Origin of the sequence: Portibacter lacus (assembly GCF_021533215.1) — a bacterium.
GTDB classification, from domain to species: Bacteria; Bacteroidota; Bacteroidia; order Chitinophagales; family Saprospiraceae; genus Portibacter; species Portibacter lacus.
In genome coordinates, this window is the sequence record NZ_JAJNKA010000013.1 from 1 (window position 1) to 25,205 (window position 25,205).

A 25,205-nucleotide genomic window follows, 5' to 3' on the forward strand; every position below is an offset into this window, starting at 1 on the left:
AGCACTCTTGCCTGACTCATTCTCTTTCAGAGCCTTAATAATTTGTGTTTCTGTAAACTTACTTCTTTTCATAATAATTCAAATTTAGTTAATTTTAGATTTGTATTATTTTTTGGTAAGGCTACAATATCACAAAAAGGAGTATAAAAACGGATTTCAAACCCAAAGAAAGACCAGGTAGACATAAGGAGCATAAAAGTCAACTCTTCAAGGTGATCACTGAAGAAAGAGCAAGTTGATTAGAAGGTAGTTTTGGAACAGATAAAGAGTACTATCTTCTGAGTAAAATCAAAGCTCGAAATAAGGAGACAGAAATCTTGTGGATTTTTATAGTCATCCACACATCCAATGCGTTAAATGCTGGTTTTCGAATGGCGAAAGCAACTAAAATTGCAGACCAATCTAAGTTATTAAACTATATCATTTACTCTACAATCCGCCTTGAAAGGAAGGCGTTAAGAAATTGATTCCCGTGCGTAAGCAAAAAGAGCAAATAACTGTCTGACGACCGAAGTGAGGAGTTTTATTTGCCGCGGGAGGCAGAAGCAATTTTAGACTTTCTTTCACAGCGGTGATCTTTTGTTTCTTTTGCATGGCAGGGAAAAGAAAAGCTCATATGCGCGCTACTCCTGAATATCTCTAGATAGTAAAAAGAATTTTAGTTTAATTCTTCGTTAAAACCTTCGTTCTCTGTCTTTTTCTTGTTTCGGTACCAAATTATACCCAAAGATAAAACCAACAAATATGGAAGGCTTAGAATGTATAGTATTCCTCTATTAAGTCCTTTACCCATCGTTCCACCATGCTCTAGATTAGATTCTGCGGACATACGACACATAGGACATTGTGCCATCATATCTGGCAATCCAACAAAAAGAAAAATTAGAACGGTCAATACGAGTAATGCTGTTATTTTCTTCATAAGACAAAGATAATTAATTCCTATTTGCCTAACGAAGAAGTCTTCGTGTTTTGATTCAAATTAGGTTAAAAAAAGATCGCCCCACCTTTGTGGAGCGATAGGGCATAACTTCTATATTTTGCCCAAACCCAAAGAAAAACCTCTAAATTTTTCAGTTATTATAACTACTATTAAGACGCTTATTAGTATAAAAGGTTAAGTTAAGACTAGTTAAATCTTTGTTATCGTAGGTAGTTTATGTATTCAACCTGACAATACAAAGGAAAAGTCAACCGCTAGTGAGGGAGGTTTGATTCTCATGCATCTTATATCTGTTACCTTAATAGTTTTTTCACACCATGATCATAAATATTTAAGGGTTTTCGTAAAGATTGATAAATGAGGTTTGGATTTCTATTTTTGTTGGTATTTCTATGTGCTATAAGTAATGCTCAGGTAATAAGCCCTGATGAAATGTTTTCTAAGTATGATTTGCAAAGTATTAACACTGATCACTTTTATGAACAGTCTAGTATGCGAAGCAATGAAAAAATTTATATAAGCATTGATAAGTGGAATTTAGAACTGGAACATTCAGGTATTCTTTCTGATGATTATAGATTCATTGACGAAAAAGGAAATGAAATAACTTCTAAAGCAGATCGCCCTATTCCCATGCAAGGTTATACAACTAACGGTGGTCGTGTTTCTATTACTGTTGCTAAAGGTTTTCTCTATGGTACTATCGAGGATGGAAAAGAACTTTTCTACATTGAACCATCCAGATATTATTCCAAAACTTCTAATGAAGATGAGGTTATTATTTACAACACTAAAGATGTTAAATCTACTGCTCCTATAAAATGTGGTGTAGAAGTAGCAGCTGAGAAAGGTATTAACCCGAATGAGAAAGATACAGGAAGCAGAGCAGGTTTATGTTATGATGTAGAATATGCGATTGTTAATGATTGGTCCATGTACGATGAATATGGAGCAGGTGGCCTTGAAGCAAGAAATATTGGAATTACCAATGATGTTATTACTAATTACGATGATGAATTTGCTGATGGTATCAACTTTGTTATAACCGGCCAATACAATTCTACTTGTTCTACATGTAACCCTTTCACCGTTACGACAGATTTAGGAAATACTTTAGATAATTTCGTTAGCTGGGGAAATTCACAACTCAGCAATCAAAATAATAGTTTTTATATCAGATACGATGTAGCTTCTTTCTGGTCGGATGTGTTCGCAAATTCTGGGACAGTTGGCTTAGCATACGTAGGACAAATTTGTACCAACTACAGATATAACGTTTTATCTGACTTAACATCACCTAATTCTACAGATGAACAAAACGCTACTAAACTGCGAGTTTTAACAGCACACGAATTGGGTCATAACTTTGGTGCTGGACATGACGGATCTGGCTCAGGTTTTATTATGGCTCCTTCGGTAAATGCAACAGACACGTGGTCTTCAGCTAGTATTTCTGCAATAAATAGTCACATCAGCTCCAGAAATTGCTTAGAAACATGTGCTAATTCTCCAGCTACCGTTTTTTTTAGTGGAAGTGGAGGTACCGTTCTGGAAGGTGATGGTTCAGGAATAGGAGGAAGTTGCCTAGAAGACTACATTGATTATTCGATTCCTGTCTCGATTTCTAAGTATCCCTCCAGCAATGTGGTTGTAAGTGTAAATTCAAATGGTTCTACCGCTACGAATACTTATGATTTTCAACTTTTGACGACTTCATTAACTTTTACGCCCACTGGTGCACTAAGCCAGAATGTAATCGTTAGGGTGTATGATGATGCCATCGTTGAATCCCCAGAAGAAATTCAATTAAATTTATTTCTGATCTCAGGTCCTGCTGAGATTTCTACTACTAATACACAGAGTATTACCATTAACTCAGAGGACTTTATAGAGTCTGCAGGCGGTGAAGGAGGATATTTTCTATACGGACCTTCATTTACCAACATTACAAATGATGGATTTTTCTCTGGGAATAGAACTGATTCTAGGTCTAGATTTATTCTTACGGCTTCTTATCTACAGAGTATAGGTATGTTTGCGGGTGAAATAGATATGTTAGGACTTTATGTCTATATCAAAGGTAGTAATGGTGTTTATAATGACTTTAGAATTGGTATGAAGTCTACATTGAATAGTGACTTGAGTAATGTTTCTTGGGGAGGAACTCAACAAGTATTTATTGGTGATGTGACAACGCTTGAAGGTGAGTTTACGAACATGGAATTCACTACAGCTTATGATTGGGATGGAACGAGTAATATCTACGTTGAAACCTGTTTTAACAATTCCACAATCATTGGATTAGATCAAGTTGCTCTATTCTCTACTGGGGAAAGTAGTGGAGCTCAGAATATGTCTTGGTCTACGAATACTCTAGATAACTGTGGTTTCGTTAGTAGTTGGACTTACTCTTTAGATCTTCAGCCTAATGTTCTTTTGAGAAGAAGGGGATCTACAGAGGCAGAAACGGTTGCATCTTCTGATGCTAATGGACGAATTAGGGCTGGTGAAACAGCTAATATGTTTTCTGATAATGGAAGGATTATAGCAAGTATTAAAAATACGGGCTCAACTAGTCTCCAATGTATCGATGCTTCAATCTCGACTGCAGGTCTTGGTAAGCAAATTCTCCCTTCAGGAGGTGAGTATTCTGATAAAACTTTTCAAATAGAAACTGGAAATAGTGGAACTTACGAGTTAACATTATACTATACGGAGGAGGAATTAGCAACTTGGGGAAGTGAAAATCTTACCCTTGATTTTATAAAATCATCGGTTCCTATTGCAAATTCTAATGCTGGAAATGCTGAAACATTGACGACGAGCACAGTGAATACAGATGTAGGAGCAGATAATATCATTGCATATACCACGACAACCTCAGGGCCTGGATATTTTGCATTGTCTAATGCTACGGTGGAAGCTCAAGTATTCGCCAATGTGACCAGTACATTTGACGCAGGAGATGTAGTGATAGAAGAACTAGGAAAAGGAGTTCTCATTAAGAATGCTGAGGGCACGCAGTACCTTGTTAAGGTAAACAGTTCAGGCGTAATTACCGTTACGGAGAATAATTCTTTAGTGGCTAATTCTTATTTGCCTGCAGGAGATCTTTGTATTATCTCTCCGTCAAAAGCATTGATGATAAAGCGTTCGGCATCATCATATACTAGGATTAATGTCGATAATAATGGAGCCATTGCGGTTTCAAATACTGCCTCTCTTCCAAGTCAAAGAATTACTCAAACGCAAGGGCATTTTGGATTGATGGAAAATGGAGCAGGTATTATCTTTCAGAATAGTGAAAATGAGTGTTATAAGCTATATATTAATGTCAATGGAGAAGTTAGGGTAGGGCAGGTATCATGTCCTAATTGATTGGATCGTTGAGCCCGAAAACTAGTATTTGTGGCAATTTTAAGAATAAAAATGAAGAGATTCTTTTAGGTCAATTTTAGAGTAATTCTTTGAAGGGATCGCCGAGCCGAAATCGGACTCAACTCCGCAATCTTCGCCATCCCACATTTTACATCTTGGATTATAGATATAAATTTCAAAACAGCAAACATTCAGAGGCTCACTAGAGGTGAGTATCTGAAGATTGCCTTCGGCTCTTCAATCGACGCTAACTCACATTGCTTTTTTCGGCTTACAGATCTAAAAAAGCAGAAAATCCTTATCAGATAAATTGAACTCCGATATTCATACTTGGTATGTGATAACTATAACCTTTAGGATAGTCTACACGGTGATTAATAGACTTCATCGATTGCAGTCGTAAAGTTAAATACACAAACTTATAAACCCGAAATTCTATTCCTCCTCCACCTGCGATATAAGAAGTGTACTTTGCTATTACAGGATAAAGGTTAATGTCTTGACCGTAATCTCCTTTGTAAAATGAAGTTTCTATATAAGCTCTAAATTGGTTTATAAATCTATATCAAAATTGAATAAAAATACCTCCCTGCTGAAACTTGAATTTTTCGAAATCTGTAAGAACATGATATTTACTATAGCGTAAGCCCAGTCGAATATTATTGTCGAACATTCCCATTGCTATATTTACATTTGTGTTTTACTGGTCTACATTGTTTTCTAAATCTAAAATACCATAATTAGCACCTCCTGAAATAGAAAACAACTTTTGGGCTGAAAGGGTAAAACTAGAGATGTGTATGGAAAGACCAGAGAGAAGTGCTATGAAAATATTCTTCATTGGTATTGTTCTAAACACTAAGTTATTAAAAGATAGGAAATAAGGTTGTCTATAAAACAAAAAAGTCCCAACCTATGGAAGGTTGAGACTTTATATTTAGTTCTTTTTATCTCTTACTGAAGAAATTTCAAGTAAACCCAGTACCAGAAGCTGATCACTGCTGCTAACCAAATCAAGTATGAAATATACCAAATGAAAGGAATGAAATATCCTAATACCGATATTACGATCGCTGCAAGGAATCCTAAAATTGCATACCACAACCATTTTTGAACTGGATCTTGTAAGTCAATTCCTAATTTCTGAATAAATTTGTTAGCTTTTACAGCTTTTTTAACTACCCATTTTCCAACTTTAGTCTGAGAAAATTTAGCTAATCTTTTAGCCATTTTATTAGCTTTCTTTTCAACTTTTAATGTTTTTTCAAAGTCGATTGCTTCAGGACTAATAGGGTTAGTCGCATAGCTATTGAGCGCAAATCCGACCATTAATAGTAACATTGTAAAAAATCTTAATTTCATTGTTTAAAGTTTTTGTTAATTATCAATTGATTAAACCACTTAAATATATAACTATTTTATAATATTAAGCGAATTTGTAAATTTCTTTATACTTTTTACGAGCATATTCCATGAAGTATTTGAAGTTTAATTGCTCGCCTGTAACGCGTTCGCAAAGTTCCGCAGCTTCATATAATCTTCCGTGCTGATGAATATGTGTTCTTAACCAAGACAACAATTCAGTGCTATCTCCCTTACTCAACTTAGTCATTAAATTTGGAATTTGGTTAACAGCTTCGGCAAAAAACTGCGCTGCATAAAAGCTTCCAAGGGAATAAGTAGGGAAATATCCGAAGCTTCCATGACCCCAGTGAACGTCCTGAAGGATGCCCTGAAGATCATCTGGAATATCAACATTAAGATATTCTTTGTACTTAGCATTCCACGTTTCTTTTAAATCTTTCACCTCTAAGTCCCCACTAATTAGCAGTTTCTCTAGTTCATACCTGACCATTACATGAAAGTGGTAATGTAACTCATCAGCTTCCGTTCTAATAAAGTTCGGTTCAACTCTATTAATACCTTTGTAGAATTCATCGAGGCTTACTGCTGATAAATTTTCAGGAAATAGTTCTTGAAGTTTAGGGTAGTGGAATTCCCAGTATTCTTTCGACCGACCTACATGATTCTCCCATAGTCGCGATTGAGATTCATGAATACCAAGACTTATCGCACTTCCTGTAGGTAGACCATAATCTTCTGCAGATACACCTTGTTCGTAAAGTGCATGTCCACCTTCATGAATACATGACCAGCACATGTTTGCGAAATCATTTTCATCTATTCTGGTCGTAACTCTTACATCTTGTGCAGAAAAAGTGATGGTGAAAGGGTGGGGGGCAATGTCTTGACGACCACTATCGAAATCGTAGCCCATATTCTTCAGAAGATCTATTCCGAAGTCCCACTGTTTATCTTTATTGTAATACAAATGAAGAAAGTCATTCTGCACTTGATTCTTTTTACTTATTTCTCTTATAAATGGTACTAGTTGCTCCCTGACATCTTTGAAAAGTACATCTAAATCTTTCACTTTAAGACCTGGTTCATACAAATCGAGCAGTGCATCGTATGGATGATCTTCATATCCTAAAATTTCAGCTTCCTCGCGCTTTATTGCAACAAGATTACTTAATGCTTCTTCGTAACTCGCAAAGTCATTGTCTTCTCTTGCTTTTAACCAAGCGTGATATGCAGCAGAAACAAGATTAGATTTTCTGATAACAAATTCCTCATCAAACCTTGTAGACTGTTTGTAATCCTTTAGCGTAACTTTTATATTTTTGGCAGCTTTCTGATCTAAAGTTGGATCACTTGAAAGTTCATTTAATAACTTACCGAATGATTCATCTGTAAAAAGTTCATGTGAGATTCCTGAAAGCGTCGCGATTTGTTGGCCTCTATAAGCTGCACCTTTCTTTGGTAAATTGACTTCTTTATCCCAACTTAAAACGGCAATGCTATGGCCGATGTCAGCCAGCTTTTTCATTTTTTTCTCGTACTCCTCGTATTTACTCATTTTCGCTTAATTATGTAATTCCATGCTAATAACAACCAGGAGACTGTAAAAAATAATCCTCCTATCGGTGTTATAGGCCCTAGTATCTTTGTGCTTTCGATTCCAAATAACTCTCTACAGGATAGCAAATAAAGGGATCCCGAGAAAAATAATATTCCTATTATACAAGCCCAAGCTGCATTCTTCAAAAGCTTAGAAGGTCCAAATTTGTATAATATTCCAATAACAATCAAGAGGAGGCTGTGATAAAATTGATAAGTATTCCCTGTTTTGTAACTAGAAAGTTGAGTTTCAGTCAATACTTCTTTGAGTGCATGTGCACCGAAAGCACCCATGATTACTGCTATCATTCCAGAAATAGCTGCTATTCCAATGATGTTTTTGTACGTCATTTTTTAATAATTTGAAGACAATATATAAGTTAGTAATTAGTTTTATATCAAAAACTATTTTCAAGTTTAAAATTTAAAAACGAAAACTTTAGGAGGCAAACAAACATCAATATTATCATCGGAATTCTTTTGGATCTGTGGAATTTGTTAGATCGGTAAGCCGAGATGATGATGTGGAGAAAAGCAAGGATTGCCGAGCTGTACATTGAATGTTGATCATTAGGATCTACAGGAACATGGGTTTTTTAACCAGCGAAGAAAAAATCTCACACTATACTACGAGGTCCTTTGATATTCCAACTTTCAAGTTTTCTTTTCGGAAGAGATATTAGAAGCTTAAAGCCATAGGAGCTCGGGTTTTAACCCGAGAAAAAGTTTCACAATCTCTATACTTAGATCGGTAAGCCGATCGATGGGATAGGGAGGGTAAGGATTGCCGAGTTGTACATTGAATGTTGATCATTAGGATCTACAGGAACTTGGGTTTAAATCAGAGAAGAAAAATTTCGCACTATACTACGAGGTCCAGTAATATTCTAACTTTTCCTAACGATCATTTATCCTAAACTCCAATCGATAGGTGTCTTTCCCAAAGTCTCCAAAATCTCATTGGCCTTAGAAAAATGACCACAGCCCTGAAAAGCATTTCCAGCTAGTGGTGATGGATGAGCGGATTCTAATACAAAATGCTTGTCGGTATTAATGAGCACTTTCTTTCCCTTAGCAAAATTTCCCCAAAGCATAAAAACAACACCTTCCCTTTCGTCTGATATTTTCTTGATCACAGCATCCGTAAAGAGATGCCATCCCGCTTTTTTATGTGATGCTGGTAAACCCGCTTCCACCGTTAAGATCGCGTTCAACATGAAAACACCTTGCTTCGCCCAAGAACTTAAGTTGCCATGATCTGGAATGGCGAAATTGATATCTCTATTCAGTTCTTTATAAATTCGCTTTAAGGATGCCGGAACCTTTATTCCATCATTCACCGAAAAGGAAAGTCCCATCGCTTGATCTGGACCGTGATAAGGATCTTGCCCTAAGACCACGACTTTTACATCAGGGAAAGGAGTTTTATCAAAAGCATTAAATATTAAAGGCCCCGGAGGATAGATAACCTTCCCATTTATAATCTCAGATTTAATAAAATTCCGAAGCTCATTAAAGTAAGATTTACTAAACTCGTCTTCCAATACCGCCTTCCAAGAGGCTTCTATTTTTATTTCTTTTTCGCCCAAAAGTTTAATTTATTTCCGGTGCTTTCCACTTCAGATCACTTACTGGTAAAGACTTTGCTTTGCCTATCGCCTTCCCTGATCTCTTATTATTATGAATCATTGCCCAAGTCATAATTAAACTCGTTCCAATAATAATGAAAAGCAGAATTCCTTCTGAAAAAGATTCACTCTTAATCTCGTCAGGAATTGCATAATATAATAATACGGTAATCAGTCCTCTAGGAGCAACATAAAGTTGAGGTAATATATCCTTTCCTATGATTGATCTTAATAGTACAAATCGAATGATGAAAATGACTGCAAGACACAGCGCTGAAATTCCGATTACTTTCCAGTCAGCTAGGGTAGAGAACACAATCGTAATCCCAAAAATGACAAAAAAGAAAGTTCTTACCACAAATGCAGTTTCTAGTGTCACTAAGTGAAGACCATGATATACTTCCTTGGCTTTATTCTTATCCAGCCATTTCTTAAACGGTCCTCGGAAGAATAAATCCATATTGGCAATCACCAGACCGAAAACCAAAATGATAAATAGTGGTGATAAATGTAGCAACTTTCCAATGCTATAAAGTAAAAGCAAAACTGAAATCAATAAAAATAACTTCGCACTGCTCTTGATTTTTTGAAATACAAATACAATGATGTAACTAAAGATCAGTGATAAAATAACCGTTAAGATCGTCGTTAAGGCAAAGTTCAGTAAACTTCCTCCTCCGCTATCTGCCGCTAATTCAGAATCAACCGCTGGTATCTTACTCAATAAGAAATAGAATACCATAATCCCTAAAATGTCAGAAAAGGTACTTTCATAGATATGAAACTCTTTTTTATCAGTTCGCAAATGCGTTACACTTGGTATAATGATGGCACTAGAAAGAATGGATAACGGTGTAGCATATATCCAAGCTTGGAGACTTGAAATATCTGGGAGGAAATATTGTAGAATTAATGCAGTAACCCAAGTGGATAGGAGAAGGCCTATTAAGGCAATTGCTAGAGCAATTGTTATCGGGATAACTTTATCCTTATCTAATTTCAATTCCAGCGCGGCTTCTAATACGATCATAATCAGACCTACAATCCCCAGAATCTCAAGGATAGGAAAGAAATCAATCTTGGTCTCGCTGAATGCATTTAATCCCAAATTGACCAAAACCCCTAGAATGATGAGCATCAAAACTGACGGAACACTGGTTTTTTTCGAAATTTCACCAAAAAAGAAGGATAAAATCAAAATTACAGAGGCTCCGATTAGCAGCATATATGGAGATGATAAATCCATTGATAAGTAGGTAATCATTGTTGAGTTTTTATTTTTTGTACACTAAAACCAGCATTAGAAATATACTTGATCAAACTGGCAGTATATTTTTCAGAAGTGATGTTAAGAGAAACGATGAAATTATCCTCTTCTTGAAGCACTAAAGTTTCATTATCTGTTACAAGCGGAAAACTAAATAAACATCTATCTATAGCCTTTTTTTGATCTAAAGCAGAAGAATCAGAAGTTGGTTTACAGACTAACTTAATCATATGTTTTTTAGGTGAAAGAAAATTTATTCTTTCTTTCTTTCCTCCTAAGTCCATTAGATTCTTATTCAGGAAATTCTTGTTGACCAAAATGTAGTACAAGATGGCAAATATTCCGAAAGTTAAAAGATGAAAAAGTGGGTTGACTAAAATTAATGCAGTAATCAAAATAACCAATAGAATTCTAGACCACTGGTCTATGCTCCAGGGAGTTTCACGTTCTACTAATAATCTTCCTATTCGAGTTCGATTGCTTATTAACCATACCAGCCCTAATATGAGCCCGATGATTAAAAAAGACATCCACGACATTGTCTTAATTTCTATCATTTTAATCGATTCAAAGCATTTTCTACAAATACGGTTAAAAAAGGATTAATGGAGATGAAGCCCTCGAGCGGTCTCACTAATAATTTTAATTGCACTAAACTTTTAATGCTTTCTTTTATTTTATTTGAGTCAATTTCATTGAACATTTTCCGAATCTCTGGTTCTCTCACCGCCCCATGAATAGTGAGCAATCGAAGTAATTCTTCATGTTGCTCTACCGTTTTCCTAAATTGCACTTGATTTATTTCATCAGTAAAATCTTCGTTCTGATGCATACACCATAATTGCATTCCTTTTCCAACGTTTCCGCTAGCTTTTTTTGCAACTTTACGAGATAAATTCGATAATCGATCAGATTCACTCAGCGCATCTTCACTATTGCTCACAGCATGAGCCCTAGTTAATATGGCAGACTCTATTTGATCCACAGACATGTAGTCTGTATTAACCATTTCAGAGTAAAAATTATTCATATCGAAAAAGTAACAAGCTTTTTCATATAGAAAACTGTGCATAACCGTCGCGAAGTAGATTTTCTTCGAATATTTAGAGATGATCTGATTCAAATTATCGATCAGATTAAAAGTGTCTTCTGGATGATTCGAATAATAATCCAGGTCATCTATGGTCACCATACATGGTTGAGCCCCCTTATATTTAATGATGAAATTCAAGGTCTCTATCAGATCATTACCCATTAGTTTCTTATGACCTTTCACATCTATTTTTTGCCCTGGAACCACATGATAACTAGCAATATCAGGATATTGGATGGGTAACATTTCTAAAATGGTAGATCTACCAGAAAGGTGTCCTCCTGTGATCAATAATCCACCACCATATCCATTCCGCCATAGTTGAAAGTGATTTTCTATCCTACTGATTATTTCTGGTCTTTCCACCGTAAACGAACTACCTAAAAATCCATTTTTCAAAAACAATGCATTCGCATCACTTTCTGAATCAAATGAGATGACATTCTTTATAAAACCTGATGCCGTTACGAGCTCCTTTTTTGAATAGCTATTGAAAATTCTATTTAGAAAGTCAGCTATAATTGTTCTTATTCGATCGGGACTATACCTTCTTTGTAAGTCTGATTTTTCTGCAAATCCTGTTAGTTGCCCGATAGCAGATGATGGAAGAAAGTTATATTCTTCATTGAATAGTTGGCTGATTCGGAGATACTTAGACAGTAATTTCTTTAACTCGTCTAGTTTCTGTAGGCCATTTCGTTCTAGGTCTTCTCTGTATTCACTGATTAAGCGCTGGACTGGAGCAGTTAAGTCGCTTTTAGGAATTTCTATTTCATCATTATTGGAACTTTCGATCCTTGCTTTAATACGATTAGATATTTGAATAAGATTTACGATAACCTTCTCTTTATACCCATTTATTTTAGCATCGATTGTCTTTAAAGGTGAAGCAAGATTAAAAGACGTCCATCCCGAAACTTCGGAAAGGATATCGACTGATTTATAAACTACTTGACCACCGGTGGTTTTCACGGCCAATTTTAATTTATCTACATCTTCTAAAACGATGAATTGATAAGGTGAAAAAATGATCCCATTTTCTAACTCTTGTAATAAATTACCTATTTGCAAATCTAATTTAACGAGTTGGCTTTTGCCTATTTTCTCGTCTTCTTCGTCAATTTTTTCTTTAAGGTTAACCAGTTTGCGCTCGAGCATCGACATACTTTCGATACGTTGGTCCATATGCTCCAAGTAACTTGATCGATAGTCAGAAAATTTTTCAGTTAGTTTATCGAGCTTAAGCTGACTTCGTTGAGTGGATTTAATCTGATTAATTATTTTATTTACCTGCTCAATGATTACCGGCGAAGGGTTAGTCTGATGCTGCCACTCTTTATTTAGGTCATCGTTTCTATCGTAGCAATTCCCATAAGTATCTAATACTTCATTTGTGGCTACGTGAATAACATTATATAGCTCTATCTGGTATTGCTCTAGTTCTTTATCGGTCTTTAAGTTATCCTTGTGTAGTTGTTCAAGTCTTAATAATCTAATTACAGAATCTCGAAATAGTATAGCAATATCTTTTACTTGGAATGACCAAATAAATGAAATCCTAGACGAGAAGTTATCAGTTTTGCCACTCATGTCTTCTTCTAAGAGATCGATCATGCCTTCTAAGTAAGATATGGCCTTGAAGGAAAGTGGTTGGACCAGCAGGTCCGTAAGCTTAAAATGGGAATTTACTTTTGTTTTTACATCTTCCATTAGAGAAGCAATATATTAAATCAATTTCGTAAAGATTGTTTAGTCCCTCTTTTTCTTGTAACGGCACCTATATTTCCGTTCCTAGAGAGCATGATAGCTATAGGTCTGGTATTATCAAATTGTGCAAATATTTTAATTAATATTACAGTGATAGGTACGCATAATAGCATCCCTACAACTCCCCATAACATTCCCCACATAACTAAAGAAAGCACTATGACAAATGGACTGATATTAAGAGAATCACCATAAAACTTAGGTTCTAAGATACCTCCGATAATAATCTGGATGACTCCGACACCTATCAGCACAATAAAGAATGGAGTCAAGGTTTCGAATTGGATCAATGCAAAAATAGTCGGAAAACTAGTGGCTACTATCGATCCGATCGTCGGAATAAAATTGAACAGAAAAATTATGAAAGCCCAAAATAATGCAAACTCAAGTCCAACTGCTTTAATGACGATATAACTGAAAATACCAGTCGCAATAGAAGCAATAAATTTGACTCCAATATAAGTTCTCACACCATTATTAATTCCATCTAGCAATCCATATAGTTTATCTCTTGGTTCTTTATCCATTCGTAATGCTATAATTTTCTTTAGAAAAGTAGATTGCTCTAGCAAAAGAAATAGCGTGTATAATAAGATTAGAAGGAATTGCGAGGCAACCTTACTCGTTGAGTTTAACAAGCCTCTTAAGAAATTATCTATATCAAATTCAGTTGTCAATGTTTTAATGTCGGTAGCCTGAGAATACCCAATGGCTTCGGCAATTTTTCCGATCTGCCGCTCAAAATTCAATCTGTAACTCGGCGCATTAATGATCATCTCATTAATGTTCTGAGTAATTAGAGACCCAATGGAAAACAGGATGAGTAGAACGAAAACCGCTGATAATGAAATAGTAACACCTTTGTGAATATAGTTTTTCACAAAAGGTGCCGCACGCAGCAAAGAGTTTAATGCATTAATAATGTACCATAACACGATAGACAATATCAATGGTACTAAAAAATTCTTCGCATATATGGTAAACAGCGCCGAAATTGCAACGATAATAAATGCAGCCGCTGTTTTCTGTCTTTTCATTGTATTAGTAGATTTCTCATTATAGATACGACGCTATGCTATTTATGTTCGATAGCTTTTTACCTTCAATTTGATTTAGAGTAACATCTCATTAATTAAAATGGTTCGAAACTAGGAATTATTATAAAAGCGATCAAATTAATACTTAATAAGTTGACTACTTTTCATTGATCAAGTTTACGATTTTTAAAGTGGAATATCGCTTTAGCTTTGTTAAACTTTACACTTTATGATCTAAAAAAATAGATTCTAACTTCTCATAGCCATATTTGTCTACCTAAACAAGGATTTATTACCATATTGAGCAGCTTATTACTCTGAAAATCGAAGCGTCTTTTCATCGTAAAGTAGCAATTCTCCTATTACCTCTAATGAACTGCCATCTTGCGCCCAAACATATCTAGCATGAGCCGTCGTTCCTTCCGGAATAGTTACCGTGCTGCCTGCTGGAATAATAACCATGTCGCATTGCTTGGGAATGCTATTTAGATCCCACATTTCAGAATCACCCCAGTTTCCGACTCCTCCATTCCAGGTGTATACTGTTCTTACACAACATGCATTCGGTCCAGAACAATCATCTGTCCAGGCGATATCGAAGTTGGTTAGAATTAAGGATTCTGAAGGTGCCAATGTGTACGTGTCAGCGGTAGAATTGACAGTATAAGAAGTACCATCTACATTCTGATCACCATTATATTTATACCATGTTCCTGTGACATCATATCCAGGACTAAGAGTCGTACTATTCTCTGGATCAAGGTTGGCAATGGAAATGACATAGTGTCCTGATCCATCATTTAATTCCATTCTCCTGCCTACATTGACACCGTCAGAAGACCCTATGTTTCCATAGTCAGGAGCCATAGTATATAAGGGATAGGTATTCCTTAGATGAAATATCATCGCCATTAATCGCCATAATTCCTGTCGATCTTGATCATAGAAATATTCCCAGTGAACCGGCTTTTCTCCTGTTCGCCCATTAAAATCTATGCTGATATCATATCCTAACTCTTCGAATTGCCAAAGCATTCGAGGTCCTGGGAAAAGTAAGTTGAAAACGGCTCCGATCTTTAATCGATCGATAACATCTCCTGTTGTATAATTTTCATTGCCCTTGCCATACGTTTTAACCTCGTATGCCTGTCTTTCTTCATCATGACTTTCCATGTAACTCATCAGATTCGCATAGGTGAAACCTTTCGCATTAAAAATTCCACTATCGTAAATGTTCTGCCCATTGTAGCCAAGCATAAATTCTTTCATATCGCTATGGTGTCCGGCACCACTCCACATTAAGATTCCAGCGTCTGCAAGGACAGCATCTTCACTTGCATTAGCTAAATGTTCAAAAATGGCCACAGATCCTGGATTCCGAGTTTGCATTTCATTTACCATCCGTAGCAAAAGATCTATTCGGTCTTGGTCGTAACTGCTGGCCCATGGATCTCCGCCATCTTGCGCAGTCTGCCCGAATCCTTTCGTGAAATCAAATCTGAAACCATCAAACTGAAATTCCTGAATCCAAAAATCAAGAATACTGTCGACCATTTTCTGTGTGTGTTCGCTCTCATGGTTCCAGTCTACTCCCCACCAGCCTGCAGGCTCTGCAATCATTTTGTGATCAGGGTTAAACCATGGATTGTCATTGGCTGGTTTATTTTCATCCTCGTTCCAATACATCCTCGCCATTACATTAGAATAGAAAGCGTGATTAAGCACAATGTCATTAAAGACTTGAATTTCTCTTTTGTGACACTCGTCTATGAATTGCTTCAGATCTTGTGGCGGCCCGTAATACTTGTCAGAAGCAAAGTAGAAATTTGGATTGTATCCCCAGCTTGAGTTGCCTTCGAACTCCGAAACTGGCATAACATGAATCGCATTAATGCCCATGGCCTCGAGATAATCTAAGCGTTCTATAGCAGCTGCATAAGTACCTTCTTCCGTAAAATCTCTAAAATGTAGTTCATATATATTCAAGTTATTAATAGAAGGTTTGCTGAAAACGGAGGCTTCGAAAGCATACTCGTCTTGATCTGTCTGCAGGATTGATGCTCTGCCATCTGCCTGAGAAGGATAGGGCACAATTTCATCATTCCTTTCACTACTGATGTATACATCATCGAAATCAGAAACTTGCAGTGTATAAGGATCAGCAACTTGAAGGGTACCATCGATCAAATACTGAAAAACGTAGGCTTGCCCAGGAACAAGGTTTTCTAATTCTATCCACCAATAATCTCCTCTGTCTCCATCTGCATCTTGGTCAATTTCATTGACACTGTCCCATCCATCTCTATCTCGAAACATTTTAGAGGACTCATCTGCTGTCCAGTTGTTGAAATCTCCAATAACATGGACAACCTTTTTCTCTGTGCTTCCATATTGCCCTTTTTGAGTCGCAACACCGCTAGGATGTTTGTAATATCTCGTAAATGTAGGAGCATGTAAAACCAAGATAGCTTTCGTAGGATCGTTTTCGTTATAATTTATGCCAATGTTAGCGCCACTAGGTCTAGATGCTTCTACGACCGGATCGTAATATTGAAGTTGGAAAGTTTTGTACTTTGTCCCAGAACCAAAATTTGCTGTGATCTTATAGTGCTTTATGCCGGGTGTACTATTGATGTCTTGTGTGTTAAAAGTGGCTATATTTCCCCCATTGTCAATGTTAGATAAAGTCATTCCCATGGCATCTATTTCATCTAGTACCCAAGAATTAGGTGCTGCATTAGCTTCGAATTGAAGAGGAATATTTGTATTGGTCAATGCGAAATATGGTAGGTCATCAGGAGTCGTAATGGTAAAGTGATCGCCTGGATCGACATCGTTATGGTAGTTGCTTCCGACGTTATCTTCCTTTAAGCTGCCATCGGCGCTTCTAAATAAAAAGTTTAGCCCGAATACATCATCTGTAATATCTACATTAAAGTAAGTTCTCAAGGTGGCCAGATTTATTTCCCACATGTCACTGCCAGTATTCGTCATCTCTCCAATGCCATCATCTTGTCCCCAATTTCCAACTACATTATTAAAGGCATTCGGATCTGAAGCGGATGTAGCCACTCCTACGTGAAGATAAACTTTGCTCTGTCCAGCAAGCGCTGTACTGCTCGCATCAAAGGTTATGGTGACAGGTTCGTTGTCACTAGGCAGGGTAGGAGAGACGGTGACGATCGAAGTACCACCGAGAGAAATATCATTAACATAATTACCTAATGTGGTGCTGGTTTGCCATAATTCTGCAACTTCATCATCTGGACATGCATCGAAAGTGGCATGGTCAGAGCTAACATTTCCAGAAATATATACCTGAAAATCACCTACACTTGGCTGGCCAAGAACCGATTTAGCCAATCTTACTTCTACAAAACCACTTTCTTCAGCAACGAAGTCGGAAGTACTTAGACCATTATCCGCTCCGCTGTTATCTACTCTGCCCCAACTGCCATTTTCCCATTTTCGAACTTCGGCATAAGGTGTACCACCATTACCAAAATGTCCCTTTACTACAAAATCTGGCAATTCTGAATGTCCGTATATAATGGGATATCCCCAGACATCGCTATCACCACCCGCTCCATCTATGGTATTGATGGTAATTCCGAAAGAATGCCAATCGGCAGCGCTATTGATCGAGAAACCTACATAAACGTATGTGGCGTCAGTGGTAACGTAAAGAGAATTGATATTTGCAATGTCCCATCCATTTGCACCATCAGCAATGGCGACTGGACTTCCCCAAGTTGGTTCACCATCGAAAGTGCCATCTATCGTAGGCTGAGCTTGGATCAAGTTAAAAAATATCAAAGTAAGTAGAGTAGTGAAAAATAGATTTAGTTTCATCTTGAACATTAACAGTTATTTAAAAGCAAAAATGATTCTTTGGGTCTTTTGAGCTTTCCAAAACATGATGCTACACTACTGAAAAACTAGAGCTAGCATGCTATTTTGTTGAATTTATGCTAAATATAAGAATTACTTCGTGTAATATTGACACTTTGTTGAAAAAATAAACTGATGACTCCCTGAGATATAGGTTTTTAAGTAATACCTTTGTCCGCTGATGACATGGAATTGCAGGTGTAGTATTTCGTGAACTGTGGAAGAGTTAATGGTTGACTTAAAGACAGAACGAATCTTTATAAACTAAAAATATAGCTCATGTGATGACATCGAAATGCATGGGTGTAATAATTGAAAACGTCAGGACCTAAAAAGAAGAGTTAATATCTGCCCCTATAATTTTAATTCATACCAGTCCGAATCATAAAGTTCCAAGTTTTTACGGCGGCCAGTTTCTTCTGGAGGATAGTACTTTGCTAAATAGTCAAGAATTACGGGTTCAGCCTGTCCTAAATCGGTCAGGTTTTGTGTTTCTTGCATCCATCGAATCATGCCTTCCCACCCAGATCTCGTCGCTCGATTTTGAGTGATTAACTGTGCTGAATGACAAGTCGTGCAAGCTCCTATAACTGTCTGGATATTCGGATCATCTTTAAGGCCAGTCCTCACATGTATACCATCGACTACCTTATTCCAGTCGTCAGTTGGTGCAGGCTCATTATTACATTGAATAAAAAACATTGACAATAAAAAAAAGATAAATAAGTTTTTCATTATACTACTTTTATGGCGATTCTGTGACAGGCGTTGTTTAAGTAACCCTTTGGATTCCATCCCGGTAGGATAATGGGCTGCCTTTCACCATCTGCATCTTCAGCTCGTGCCCATACTTCGTAGTATCCTTTTTCTGGGAATTTGATAGATGCATTGAATGTCTGCCATGCAAACTTATTAGATCCATCTTCGAGTGTACATGATTGCCAATTTTCACCGAAATCGATCGAATATTCTACTTTTTGAATACGGTCAGCAGAGGTCCAGGCTTTTCCGCTGATAGGAAGTTGATCGCTTAACTGGATGGTAGCTCCAGATTTCGGATAAGTGATTAGCGATTTTACAGGCATTTTTTCAATAATGCACATGTCTTTATCTTCCACTTTTGCTCCAGGAGCAACTGGTTTGCAAGGAACTCTATACGACTGTCCGCCCATTTTTGGGCCATCGTGGACTTGATCGCGAACAACGATTTTAGTTAGCCACTTTCCAGAACAAGATGCTGGAACACCGCCGAAAACTAGCCTAACCGGAAAACCATTCATTAACGGAAGTGCTTCTCCATTCATTTGCCATGCAATTAGACTTTCTGATTCCATTGCTTTATCGATTGGTACACCTCTCGAAATTGGAATTTTATTCGCATCTCCAGAAAGGTGTTTGTCATTCCCATAGTAACCGATGTAGACCGCATTAGACTTAACGCCTACATCTTTTAATACATCGGCAAGACGCACACCAGTCCATGCCGCACATCCGACAGCACCAGTCGACCATTGATTTCCTTTAGCAGGTGGGTTAAATTCACTTCTGCCATTCCCACCACATTCAAGTGTTAGGTTGTAGGTATGATGTTCAAATTTTGTCTGTAATTCTTTTAAAGTGTAAGTTTTGCTTGCTTCAGCAGACTCACCTGCAATGGTAATTGTCCATTCTTCTATGTCAATGTTTTCTGGCGGAATCCCGTTATTTCTAACAAAAAACAATTCGTTAGGCGTAAGTGCGTCATTGAGCAAATGTGCAGGCGTTTCAGCGTTAACAGGTCGATCATTAAGAACAGTAAGAAACGGACTTTTGCCGATAATGTCTGCAGGAATGGAACCATCTATGAGGCCTACTGGAGTTAATCTATCTGGAAAATTAGAGGCATATATAATTGGTAATCCTACTGCTGATGCTAAAGACACCATCATGGATGATTTTAAAAAATCTCGTCTATTCGTTTTTAATTTCATCGTGTTTCTTCTTTTTTGGTTTTAATCCAATTAAGTTTTGATTGATAAAGTGGTGTGGGAACTTTTCTATTCCTGGAAAGCCCAATTTAATATCTCTTCCCTTGAATGGAATATGAGCAGTTCCGAAAATGTAATCCCATAAAGATAAAGTTATTCCAAAATTCACACCATATCTCTTGTCTTCTGGTAAATCATAGCTATGATGCCAAATATGCATTTCAGGACTATTAAAAATGTACTTCATAACAGGCCCTAAAAGTATCGCCCCGATTGCTGTAGAACCTGCAATAACCATTACTGAACCAAGCAATCCATCTTGAACTAAAATATTGACATCTAATAACCCTTGCGAAACAACGATCCCGATTAACAATCCTACAATTCCGCCTGTAACTTGACCTTTCACTGAGATATTAGAATGATTATAATGACCCCAAGCTAATGTAAAAATGTGAATAATAAAAAAGTCATAAAGCCCAATTCCTAAGAGGGCGAGTGGAATATACTCTAAAGTTCTATAGACCACATTTTCCATCCAGTGATATCTTAAGTGAGCTGCGAAACCCATTTCTTCTACGGAATGGTGAACTTGGTGGAAATTCCATAGCCAATTCGATTTGTGCAATAGCCGATGAATCCACCATTGAACGAAGTCTCTTACGAAAAAGCCAATGATTAAAATAGACCAAAGCGGGAAGGAATTCAATGGATTATTCGCCTGTAGATTAAAACCAGTTAATGATTTTATACCATCATTAAATAAATTCACGAAAACATCCGAAGCTGCATTATAGATGATCAAAGAAAAAAGGAAGAAATTGAAAAACATGTAGAATGCATCTAACCAGAAGTCCTTCCTGAAAATAGCTTGATTTTTACGCCATGGAATAATAACCTCTAAGATGAAAAAGAAAAGAGATACGGCGATTAGCCAGTAAAAGTAATTTTTCCAATTCGGATTAGTGATTTCGTTAAAGAGGTAAGAGGCGTATCCGCGATAACCTTCGATAAAAATATTAAAGTATTTATCCATGACTCATCATTTCATATTGTCTACATTGATAAACAAAAAGTAGACTAAATGTTTAGTAAAAATAAAACTTTATATGAAGGAATCATCATATAATTGCATTGCTTTTCAAATGATGTGCTAAAATGATAAATGATATGCCCGGCTATCAATGGAGATCGCTTTTCAAAGCGATATATTTATAATGCAATCTTAATAATTACCAGCCCCAGCCCTAAGCCCTTAAGCATTTCAGCAAATACTTTTCTGAACTGCTTAATTTATCCGGATCATTATCATGCTTAGGTTTTTTCCAAGTAATCGACTGGTTAGAAATCAACTCTAGAATATTAGGGTGGATGTAGTATGACTTGCAGACTGTCGGTGTATTTCCTAATTCATCAGCAACCAGCCTAAGCAGAATATTTGTAAACTTCTTCCTGGGCGCCTCCTTTTTAATCCTTACCGCGTCAGGATACAATTCAATCGCGAGCCGAGAAGCTGCCCAAGTTCGAAAGTCTTTACTGGAAAAATCGTCTCCCATATGTTCTCTAATCCATGCGTTGATATCTTCACTATCAATAGTCTGCCATTTCCCATCTGCGTCTTGATATCTGAACAATTCATAACCAGGTAACTCGCTGGATTTCTTGATGAGTTTGATTAAAAAAGGGTCATCAATCTCTACATGTCGTTCTTGATTACTCTTTCCTTTGTAGTTAAAGGTGACCGATTTTTTTACCTCTACTGATCATAGATTTCATTTAAGTATAGATGATTATCGTCCAGCAATTTTTTATTAACCCCAGCTAAATGTAGCTTCGTATAATGTAGAGTTTACCATAATTGTGAATATCCTTTAATAATGTTTGAAATTTTGGAAAACGTGGATCGATTTATCAATATAGAAACAGACTAGTACTGTCTAACGATTGAGTGAAACGTCAGAAAATACCATTTGATTTTCAAACAAATCGACCTCAAGAACAACCTAAAAATGAATTTTGAATAAATGGTGCAAAGAAATTTATTATTTGTCAGAAGAGGATTTGTTTATAGAAATATTGAATTAAAAGAATACTATGAAAATTTAGAATGGTTTATTCCTAATAAGAATTACTTACCAACTATTGAAACCCTTTTGAAGAAAAAAAAAGATTTGAAAGTTATAAATTTAAGTTTTTTTTATTCATGTGCATAGAGCAAAACAGCCTTCAGGTTGCTATAACATGAATTAATTCACCGTTTAGTAATAAGATATGAAAAAGAAGAAAAAAATATTTTTTTTAATAAGTTTATCAGGCATTCTTGCTCTTTTTTACCTATTCAACTTAAAAAGTAATATTCATTTTGTATTTGATAATAATGGACAGGCATATAATTACAAAATTGAAAATCAGAAAGTTTTATTGAATTCATCAGATGTATTAATAAGAGAAATAAATTTAAGAAGACGAAATTCCAGTATCACTAAACGTATTGTCAATAAAATATCAAGACCAAAGTTGTATTATATAGAGTTTAAAGAAAATAAAAACAACTTTAGTGTAGCCTATTATAAGAATGGTAGCACAGCTAAATCTAACGTAAGGGACGAAGCCATGTTCTCAATAAACAGCTCTTTCTACGACTTAAATTTTGACCCAAACGGATTGATAACAGTAAAGGGTGAAGAATATGGAATACCTTCAAAATCTTCCGGTCATTTTAAAGTAATAAACGGCAGAGCCAAAGCAGGCCCAACAAGTATCTTTGACCAAAGTAAGTCAGTTGATTATAGTTGTCAAAGCCACCCATCTGTAATGAAGAATGGTGTGGTGTGGGATTACATTCTAAATGAATCAAAAAACGAAACCTATTGGAAATCTAAAACTTACCGCAGTTTGGTTGGTCAACATTCAAATGGAAATTTGTGTTTCCTGATTTCTGGTAATGGTGGCCTTTTAAGTATTAAAGAGATAACTTTAATAGGAAAAAGTAACAATATTTTAACAGCGACTTGTTTAGATGCAGGTGCTGCGCTTCAATATGCCTTTAGAAATAATGACTATGGGCTTTCATTTTCAAGCCTGAATAACAAGCTTTCTCTTGGAATTAATATTGATAAATTATTTAGTAGGCTATTTGGAAAACGATTTTATAATGAATCTCCAGCATTTATAAATTACAAAAGAAATTCTATCGCAAATAATTGATGATGATGATAATGATGATTACCTGAGCTAGATTGTAAAATTTGGAGAGCATATTCTGGTAAAACCGACTCACACTCATCTGCATAACTAATTGGTTACTCATGGCAATATATGCCCCAGATAGCTGCAAAACAATCCAGATCATTCTGCATGCGGCATATTGAAAGTTAAAGTCTTTCTATAGTTCACTGTTTAGACTTAATTTTTTACTTTTATATGAAGGCGTTTGAGCTTATTACATTGCTTTCATGAATACAAAAAAACACAGATGAAATACATAAGAAGACCAATAATAATTATCCCAATAATAACTTTACTTCTTCTAGGTGGGATAATATTCATGCTTTTCGAAAATGAGTCAGTGGGTTTTATTTTATTAGCGGTATCAATAGGCTTAATGGTGATTTCATTCATAGAGGCACTCATTTCAAAAAAATGGTTGAAGGGGGTTTTATATTTTATTTGCTACTCATTTCTACTGGTACTCACTTGGCTGATTTTTTTTGCTGTTGCAATGTTTATAGGTACAACTACTCCATCAAATGCTACAGTTGAATTTTATAATAAAAAACTAAACTATCATATTGCTTCGGATCAACCCATTCAACTTGATGCACCTTGTAAACAAGAGCAATATTATGAATCTTTTACAGGAGATCTGGATGCTACTTGCATATTTGAATTAAGTAATGCCGACTATGCATTATTGACTTCTCGAATTAAGGCAAATAAATCATTCAAAAAATTGAACCTCAAGAATTTTGAGCATCAAATTGGCTTAAATAAACTTGAATGTTCTAAGAGAATTACATTTAAAAACAGTGGATACCAATCAAATAACGATGGAAATTATGCTAGTATCATATTCGCTTCTGACAATAAATATTGCCTATTTAACATTAGTTACTTCTGACAAAACCTGACAATGATTTCAATATTTATTTCATCATATAGATCAGAGAAGTTAAATTAGCTAGAATGGTACAAAATTTCAAATACTTATGCATTCTTTTAGCACCATTTATATTGATGGTTATAATAAATGAAACATCTAGGCTTTTCATTAAAGATAAACCATTTAAATATCAAAGAATCATTGCCATGAATTCTGGAAATTATGATAGCGAAATTTGTACATGGGCTTGTCATAATTCAACAACTAACCATTGCATCCCAAAACATACAAGAATTATAAAAGAAGGTTTCCCTTTCTATGATCAGATAAATGATTTTTATTGGGGAATTATAAACTTTAATTCAAAAAAAGTAAAAGGTAAAAAAGTATCAAACCCAAGATATTATGCTGCAATGAATATTGTTTTCTTAGTAGTATTATGGCCTCTGGCAATGTTCTTTTTACTTGTGAATTATTTGAAACTAAGGGCGAAATTTAAAACACTAAGTTCATGAAATACATCGAATACATTGCTGGGAATATTTATGCGTATTGCACTGATTTTGTAATTAATTTAGCAAATCTTGTACAGCTATCTTACTATGAAATTAATGCTTTGATATTTTGTATGATTTGGCCGATATTATCACTATTGCTAATCACACTTAATATTTATCAATTCATTCTGAATTTTAAAGCGCGGAAAACATCATGAATTTGCAGATATCTTAATATTGGCTTAAGAAATAATATAAGAAAAGAGATTAACTAGTAAATGCCCGTGAGCAATATAGACGGTCGGGATTCTCATTGTAAAACACCAAAGATAAATACTCCTGAGGTGACTTGCAGGGTGAAAACCATCGAAAGTTCACTTTCAGCTTTTGATAGCTATGTCTATCTTCACCATTTACAGTATACCATTTCTTCCAGTAAAAATATGTGTCTGATAAAACACCATACTTGGCCAAAGTCGTTTTACTCTCATTGACTTAGCTTTATTAATAATATTCAGCTTTACTACTTTGCTGAACTTTTTCGTGCCTTTCTTAGTGATTTTCATTTGCATGTTTACAAATAATATTTCAATTACTATATGGCTTTATTGGGGCTGTTTCACGGAAATTTAAAAGCTGTGATCGTTAAGGTTTCGCAGGAACAACACGAAATA

General features: G+C 35.9%; 18 protein-coding genes and 1 pseudogene. 4 read left to right on the forward strand and 15 right to left on the reverse strand.

The features are described 5' to 3' along the window. Nucleotides 1-658 precede the first annotated feature (658 nt). Nucleotides 659-922, reverse strand: a complete 264-nt coding sequence (locus L2586_RS18910) for a hypothetical protein (protein ID WP_235294512.1) — start codon at nt 920-922, stop codon at nt 659-661. Nucleotides 923-1,300: 378 nt separating this feature from the next. On the opposite strand from L2586_RS18910, the gene L2586_RS18915 reads away from it, so the two are divergent. Continuing rightward, complete coding sequence (locus L2586_RS18915) at nt 1,301-4,321, forward strand: M12 family metallo-peptidase (RefSeq protein WP_235294513.1); 3,021 nt, start codon at nt 1,301-1,303, stop codon at nt 4,319-4,321. Nucleotides 4,322-5,021: 700 nt separating this feature from the next. On the opposite strand, the gene L2586_RS18920 is transcribed toward L2586_RS18915, so the two are convergent. The 14 genes and pseudogenes from L2586_RS18920 to L2586_RS18985 form a co-directional block, all read right to left on the reverse strand. Continuing rightward, entirely contained in the window at nt 5,022-5,162 is a 141-nt protein-coding gene (locus tag L2586_RS18920) for a hypothetical protein (protein ID WP_235294514.1), read from the reverse strand. 113 nt (nt 5,163-5,275) lie between these two features. Beyond that, a complete protein-coding gene (locus L2586_RS18925) occupies nt 5,276-5,683 on the reverse strand; it encodes a hypothetical protein (RefSeq protein ID WP_235294515.1) in 408 nt (135 codons plus the stop codon). A gap of 64 nt (nt 5,684-5,747) precedes the next feature. Continuing rightward, on the reverse strand, nt 5,748-7,241 hold the full coding sequence (locus L2586_RS18930; RefSeq protein ID WP_235294516.1) for a carboxypeptidase M32: 1,494 nt from the start codon (nt 7,239-7,241) through the stop codon (nt 5,748-5,750). Further along, nucleotides 7,238-7,633 (reverse strand): DUF423 domain-containing protein, encoded by a 396-nt coding sequence (locus L2586_RS18935; RefSeq protein WP_235294517.1) that lies wholly within the window; start codon nt 7,631-7,633, stop codon nt 7,238-7,240. Before L2586_RS18935 ends, L2586_RS18930 begins: the two co-directional genes overlap by 4 nt. A 557-nt stretch (nt 7,634-8,190) precedes the next feature. After that, on the reverse strand, nt 8,191-8,871 hold the full coding sequence (gene ung, locus L2586_RS18940) for a uracil-DNA glycosylase (RefSeq protein ID WP_235294518.1): 681 nt from the start codon (nt 8,869-8,871) through the stop codon (nt 8,191-8,193). Between the two features lie 4 nt (nt 8,872-8,875). Further along, nucleotides 8,876-10,174, reverse strand: a complete 1,299-nt coding sequence (locus L2586_RS18945; RefSeq protein WP_235294519.1) for a cation:proton antiporter domain-containing protein — start codon at nt 10,172-10,174, stop codon at nt 8,876-8,878. Then, the gene (locus tag L2586_RS18950) at nt 10,171-10,734 is read right to left on the reverse strand and encodes a hypothetical protein (protein ID WP_235294520.1); all 564 of its coding nucleotides are present in this window, start codon (nt 10,732-10,734) and stop codon (nt 10,171-10,173) included. The genes L2586_RS18945 and L2586_RS18950 overlap by 4 nt, the downstream gene beginning before the upstream one ends. Next, on the reverse strand, nt 10,731-12,980 hold the full coding sequence (locus L2586_RS18955) for a hypothetical protein (protein ID WP_235294521.1): 2,250 nt from the start codon (nt 12,978-12,980) through the stop codon (nt 10,731-10,733). The genes L2586_RS18950 and L2586_RS18955 overlap by 4 nt, the downstream gene beginning before the upstream one ends. Before the next feature lie 20 nt (nt 12,981-13,000). After that, nucleotides 13,001-14,074, reverse strand: a complete 1,074-nt coding sequence (locus L2586_RS18960; protein WP_235294522.1) for an AI-2E family transporter — start codon at nt 14,072-14,074, stop codon at nt 13,001-13,003. A gap of 312 nt (nt 14,075-14,386) precedes the next feature. Continuing rightward, nucleotides 14,387-17,926, reverse strand: a complete 3,540-nt coding sequence (locus L2586_RS18965) for an alpha-amylase family glycosyl hydrolase (RefSeq protein ID WP_235294523.1) — start codon at nt 17,924-17,926, stop codon at nt 14,387-14,389. Between the two features lie 393 nt (nt 17,927-18,319). After that, nucleotides 18,320-18,700: a hypothetical protein gene (locus L2586_RS18970; protein WP_235294524.1), complete on the reverse strand. Its 381-nt coding sequence runs from the start codon at nt 18,698-18,700 to the stop codon at nt 18,320-18,322. Further along, complete coding sequence (locus L2586_RS18975; protein ID WP_235294525.1) at nt 18,700-19,935, reverse strand: sulfite oxidase; 1,236 nt, start codon at nt 19,933-19,935, stop codon at nt 18,700-18,702. Before L2586_RS18975 ends, L2586_RS18970 begins: the two co-directional genes overlap by 1 nt. Continuing rightward, on the reverse strand, nt 19,916-20,968 hold the full coding sequence (locus L2586_RS18980; RefSeq protein WP_235294526.1) for a sterol desaturase family protein: 1,053 nt from the start codon (nt 20,966-20,968) through the stop codon (nt 19,916-19,918). Before L2586_RS18980 ends, L2586_RS18975 begins: the two co-directional genes overlap by 20 nt. 211 nt (nt 20,969-21,179) lie before the next feature. Beyond that, a pseudogene (locus tag L2586_RS18985) lies at nt 21,180-21,671 on the reverse strand (DNA topoisomerase IB); the annotation flags it as partial. A gap of 532 nt (nt 21,672-22,203) precedes the next feature. Between L2586_RS18985 and L2586_RS18990 the strand changes: the two are divergent. The 3 genes from L2586_RS18990 to L2586_RS19000 all read left to right on the forward strand — a co-directional run bounded on the left by L2586_RS18990 (nt 22,204) and on the right by L2586_RS19000 (nt 24,549). Further along, a complete protein-coding gene (locus L2586_RS18990; RefSeq protein ID WP_235294527.1) occupies nt 22,204-23,139 on the forward strand; it encodes a hypothetical protein in 936 nt (311 codons plus the stop codon). Nucleotides 23,140-23,407: 268 nt separating this feature from the next. Next, nucleotides 23,408-24,052, forward strand: coding sequence for an energy-coupling factor transporter transmembrane protein EcfT (locus L2586_RS18995; RefSeq protein WP_235294528.1), 645 nt, complete (start codon nt 23,408-23,410; stop codon nt 24,050-24,052). A 65-nt stretch (nt 24,053-24,117) separates the two neighbouring features. Next, a complete protein-coding gene (locus L2586_RS19000) occupies nt 24,118-24,549 on the forward strand; it encodes a hypothetical protein (RefSeq protein ID WP_235294529.1) in 432 nt (143 codons plus the stop codon). Nucleotides 24,550-25,205: the final 656 nt, after the last annotated feature.

Coding starts and splice junctions, on each gene's coding strand:
- L2586_RS18910 (WP_235294512.1), bottom strand. CDS start 922: ATGAAGAAAATAACAGCATTACTCGTATTGACCGTTCTAATTTTTCTT.
- L2586_RS18915 (WP_235294513.1), top strand. CDS start 1,301: ATGAGGTTTGGATTTCTATTTTTGTTGGTATTTCTATGTGCTATAAGT.
- L2586_RS18920 (WP_235294514.1), bottom strand. CDS start 5,162: ATGAAGAATATTTTCATAGCACTTCTCTCTGGTCTTTCCATACACATC.
- L2586_RS18925 (WP_235294515.1), bottom strand. CDS start 5,683: ATGAAATTAAGATTTTTTACAATGTTACTATTAATGGTCGGATTTGCG.
- L2586_RS18930 (WP_235294516.1), bottom strand. CDS start 7,241: ATGAGTAAATACGAGGAGTACGAGAAAAAAATGAAAAAGCTGGCTGAC.
- L2586_RS18935 (WP_235294517.1), bottom strand. CDS start 7,633: ATGACGTACAAAAACATCATTGGAATAGCAGCTATTTCTGGAATGATA.
- L2586_RS18945 (WP_235294519.1), bottom strand. CDS start 10,174: ATGATTACCTACTTATCAATGGATTTATCATCTCCATATATGCTGCTA.
- L2586_RS18950 (WP_235294520.1), bottom strand. CDS start 10,734: ATGATAGAAATTAAGACAATGTCGTGGATGTCTTTTTTAATCATCGGG.
- L2586_RS18955 (WP_235294521.1), bottom strand. CDS start 12,980: ATGGAAGATGTAAAAACAAAAGTAAATTCCCATTTTAAGCTTACGGAC.
- L2586_RS18960 (WP_235294522.1), bottom strand. CDS start 14,074: ATGAAAAGACAGAAAACAGCGGCTGCATTTATTATCGTTGCAATTTCG.
- L2586_RS18965 (WP_235294523.1), bottom strand. CDS start 17,926: ATGAAACTAAATCTATTTTTCACTACTCTACTTACTTTGATATTTTTT.
- L2586_RS18970 (WP_235294524.1), bottom strand. CDS start 18,700: ATGAAAAACTTATTTATCTTTTTTTTATTGTCAATGTTTTTTATTCAA.
- L2586_RS18975 (WP_235294525.1), bottom strand. CDS start 19,935: ATGAAATTAAAAACGAATAGACGAGATTTTTTAAAATCATCCATGATG.
- L2586_RS18980 (WP_235294526.1), bottom strand. CDS start 20,968: ATGGATAAATACTTTAATATTTTTATCGAAGGTTATCGCGGATACGCC.
- L2586_RS18990 (WP_235294527.1), top strand. CDS start 22,204: ATGAAAAAGAAGAAAAAAATATTTTTTTTAATAAGTTTATCAGGCATT.
- L2586_RS18995 (WP_235294528.1), top strand. CDS start 23,408: ATGAAATACATAAGAAGACCAATAATAATTATCCCAATAATAACTTTA.
- L2586_RS19000 (WP_235294529.1), top strand. CDS start 24,118: ATGGTACAAAATTTCAAATACTTATGCATTCTTTTAGCACCATTTATA.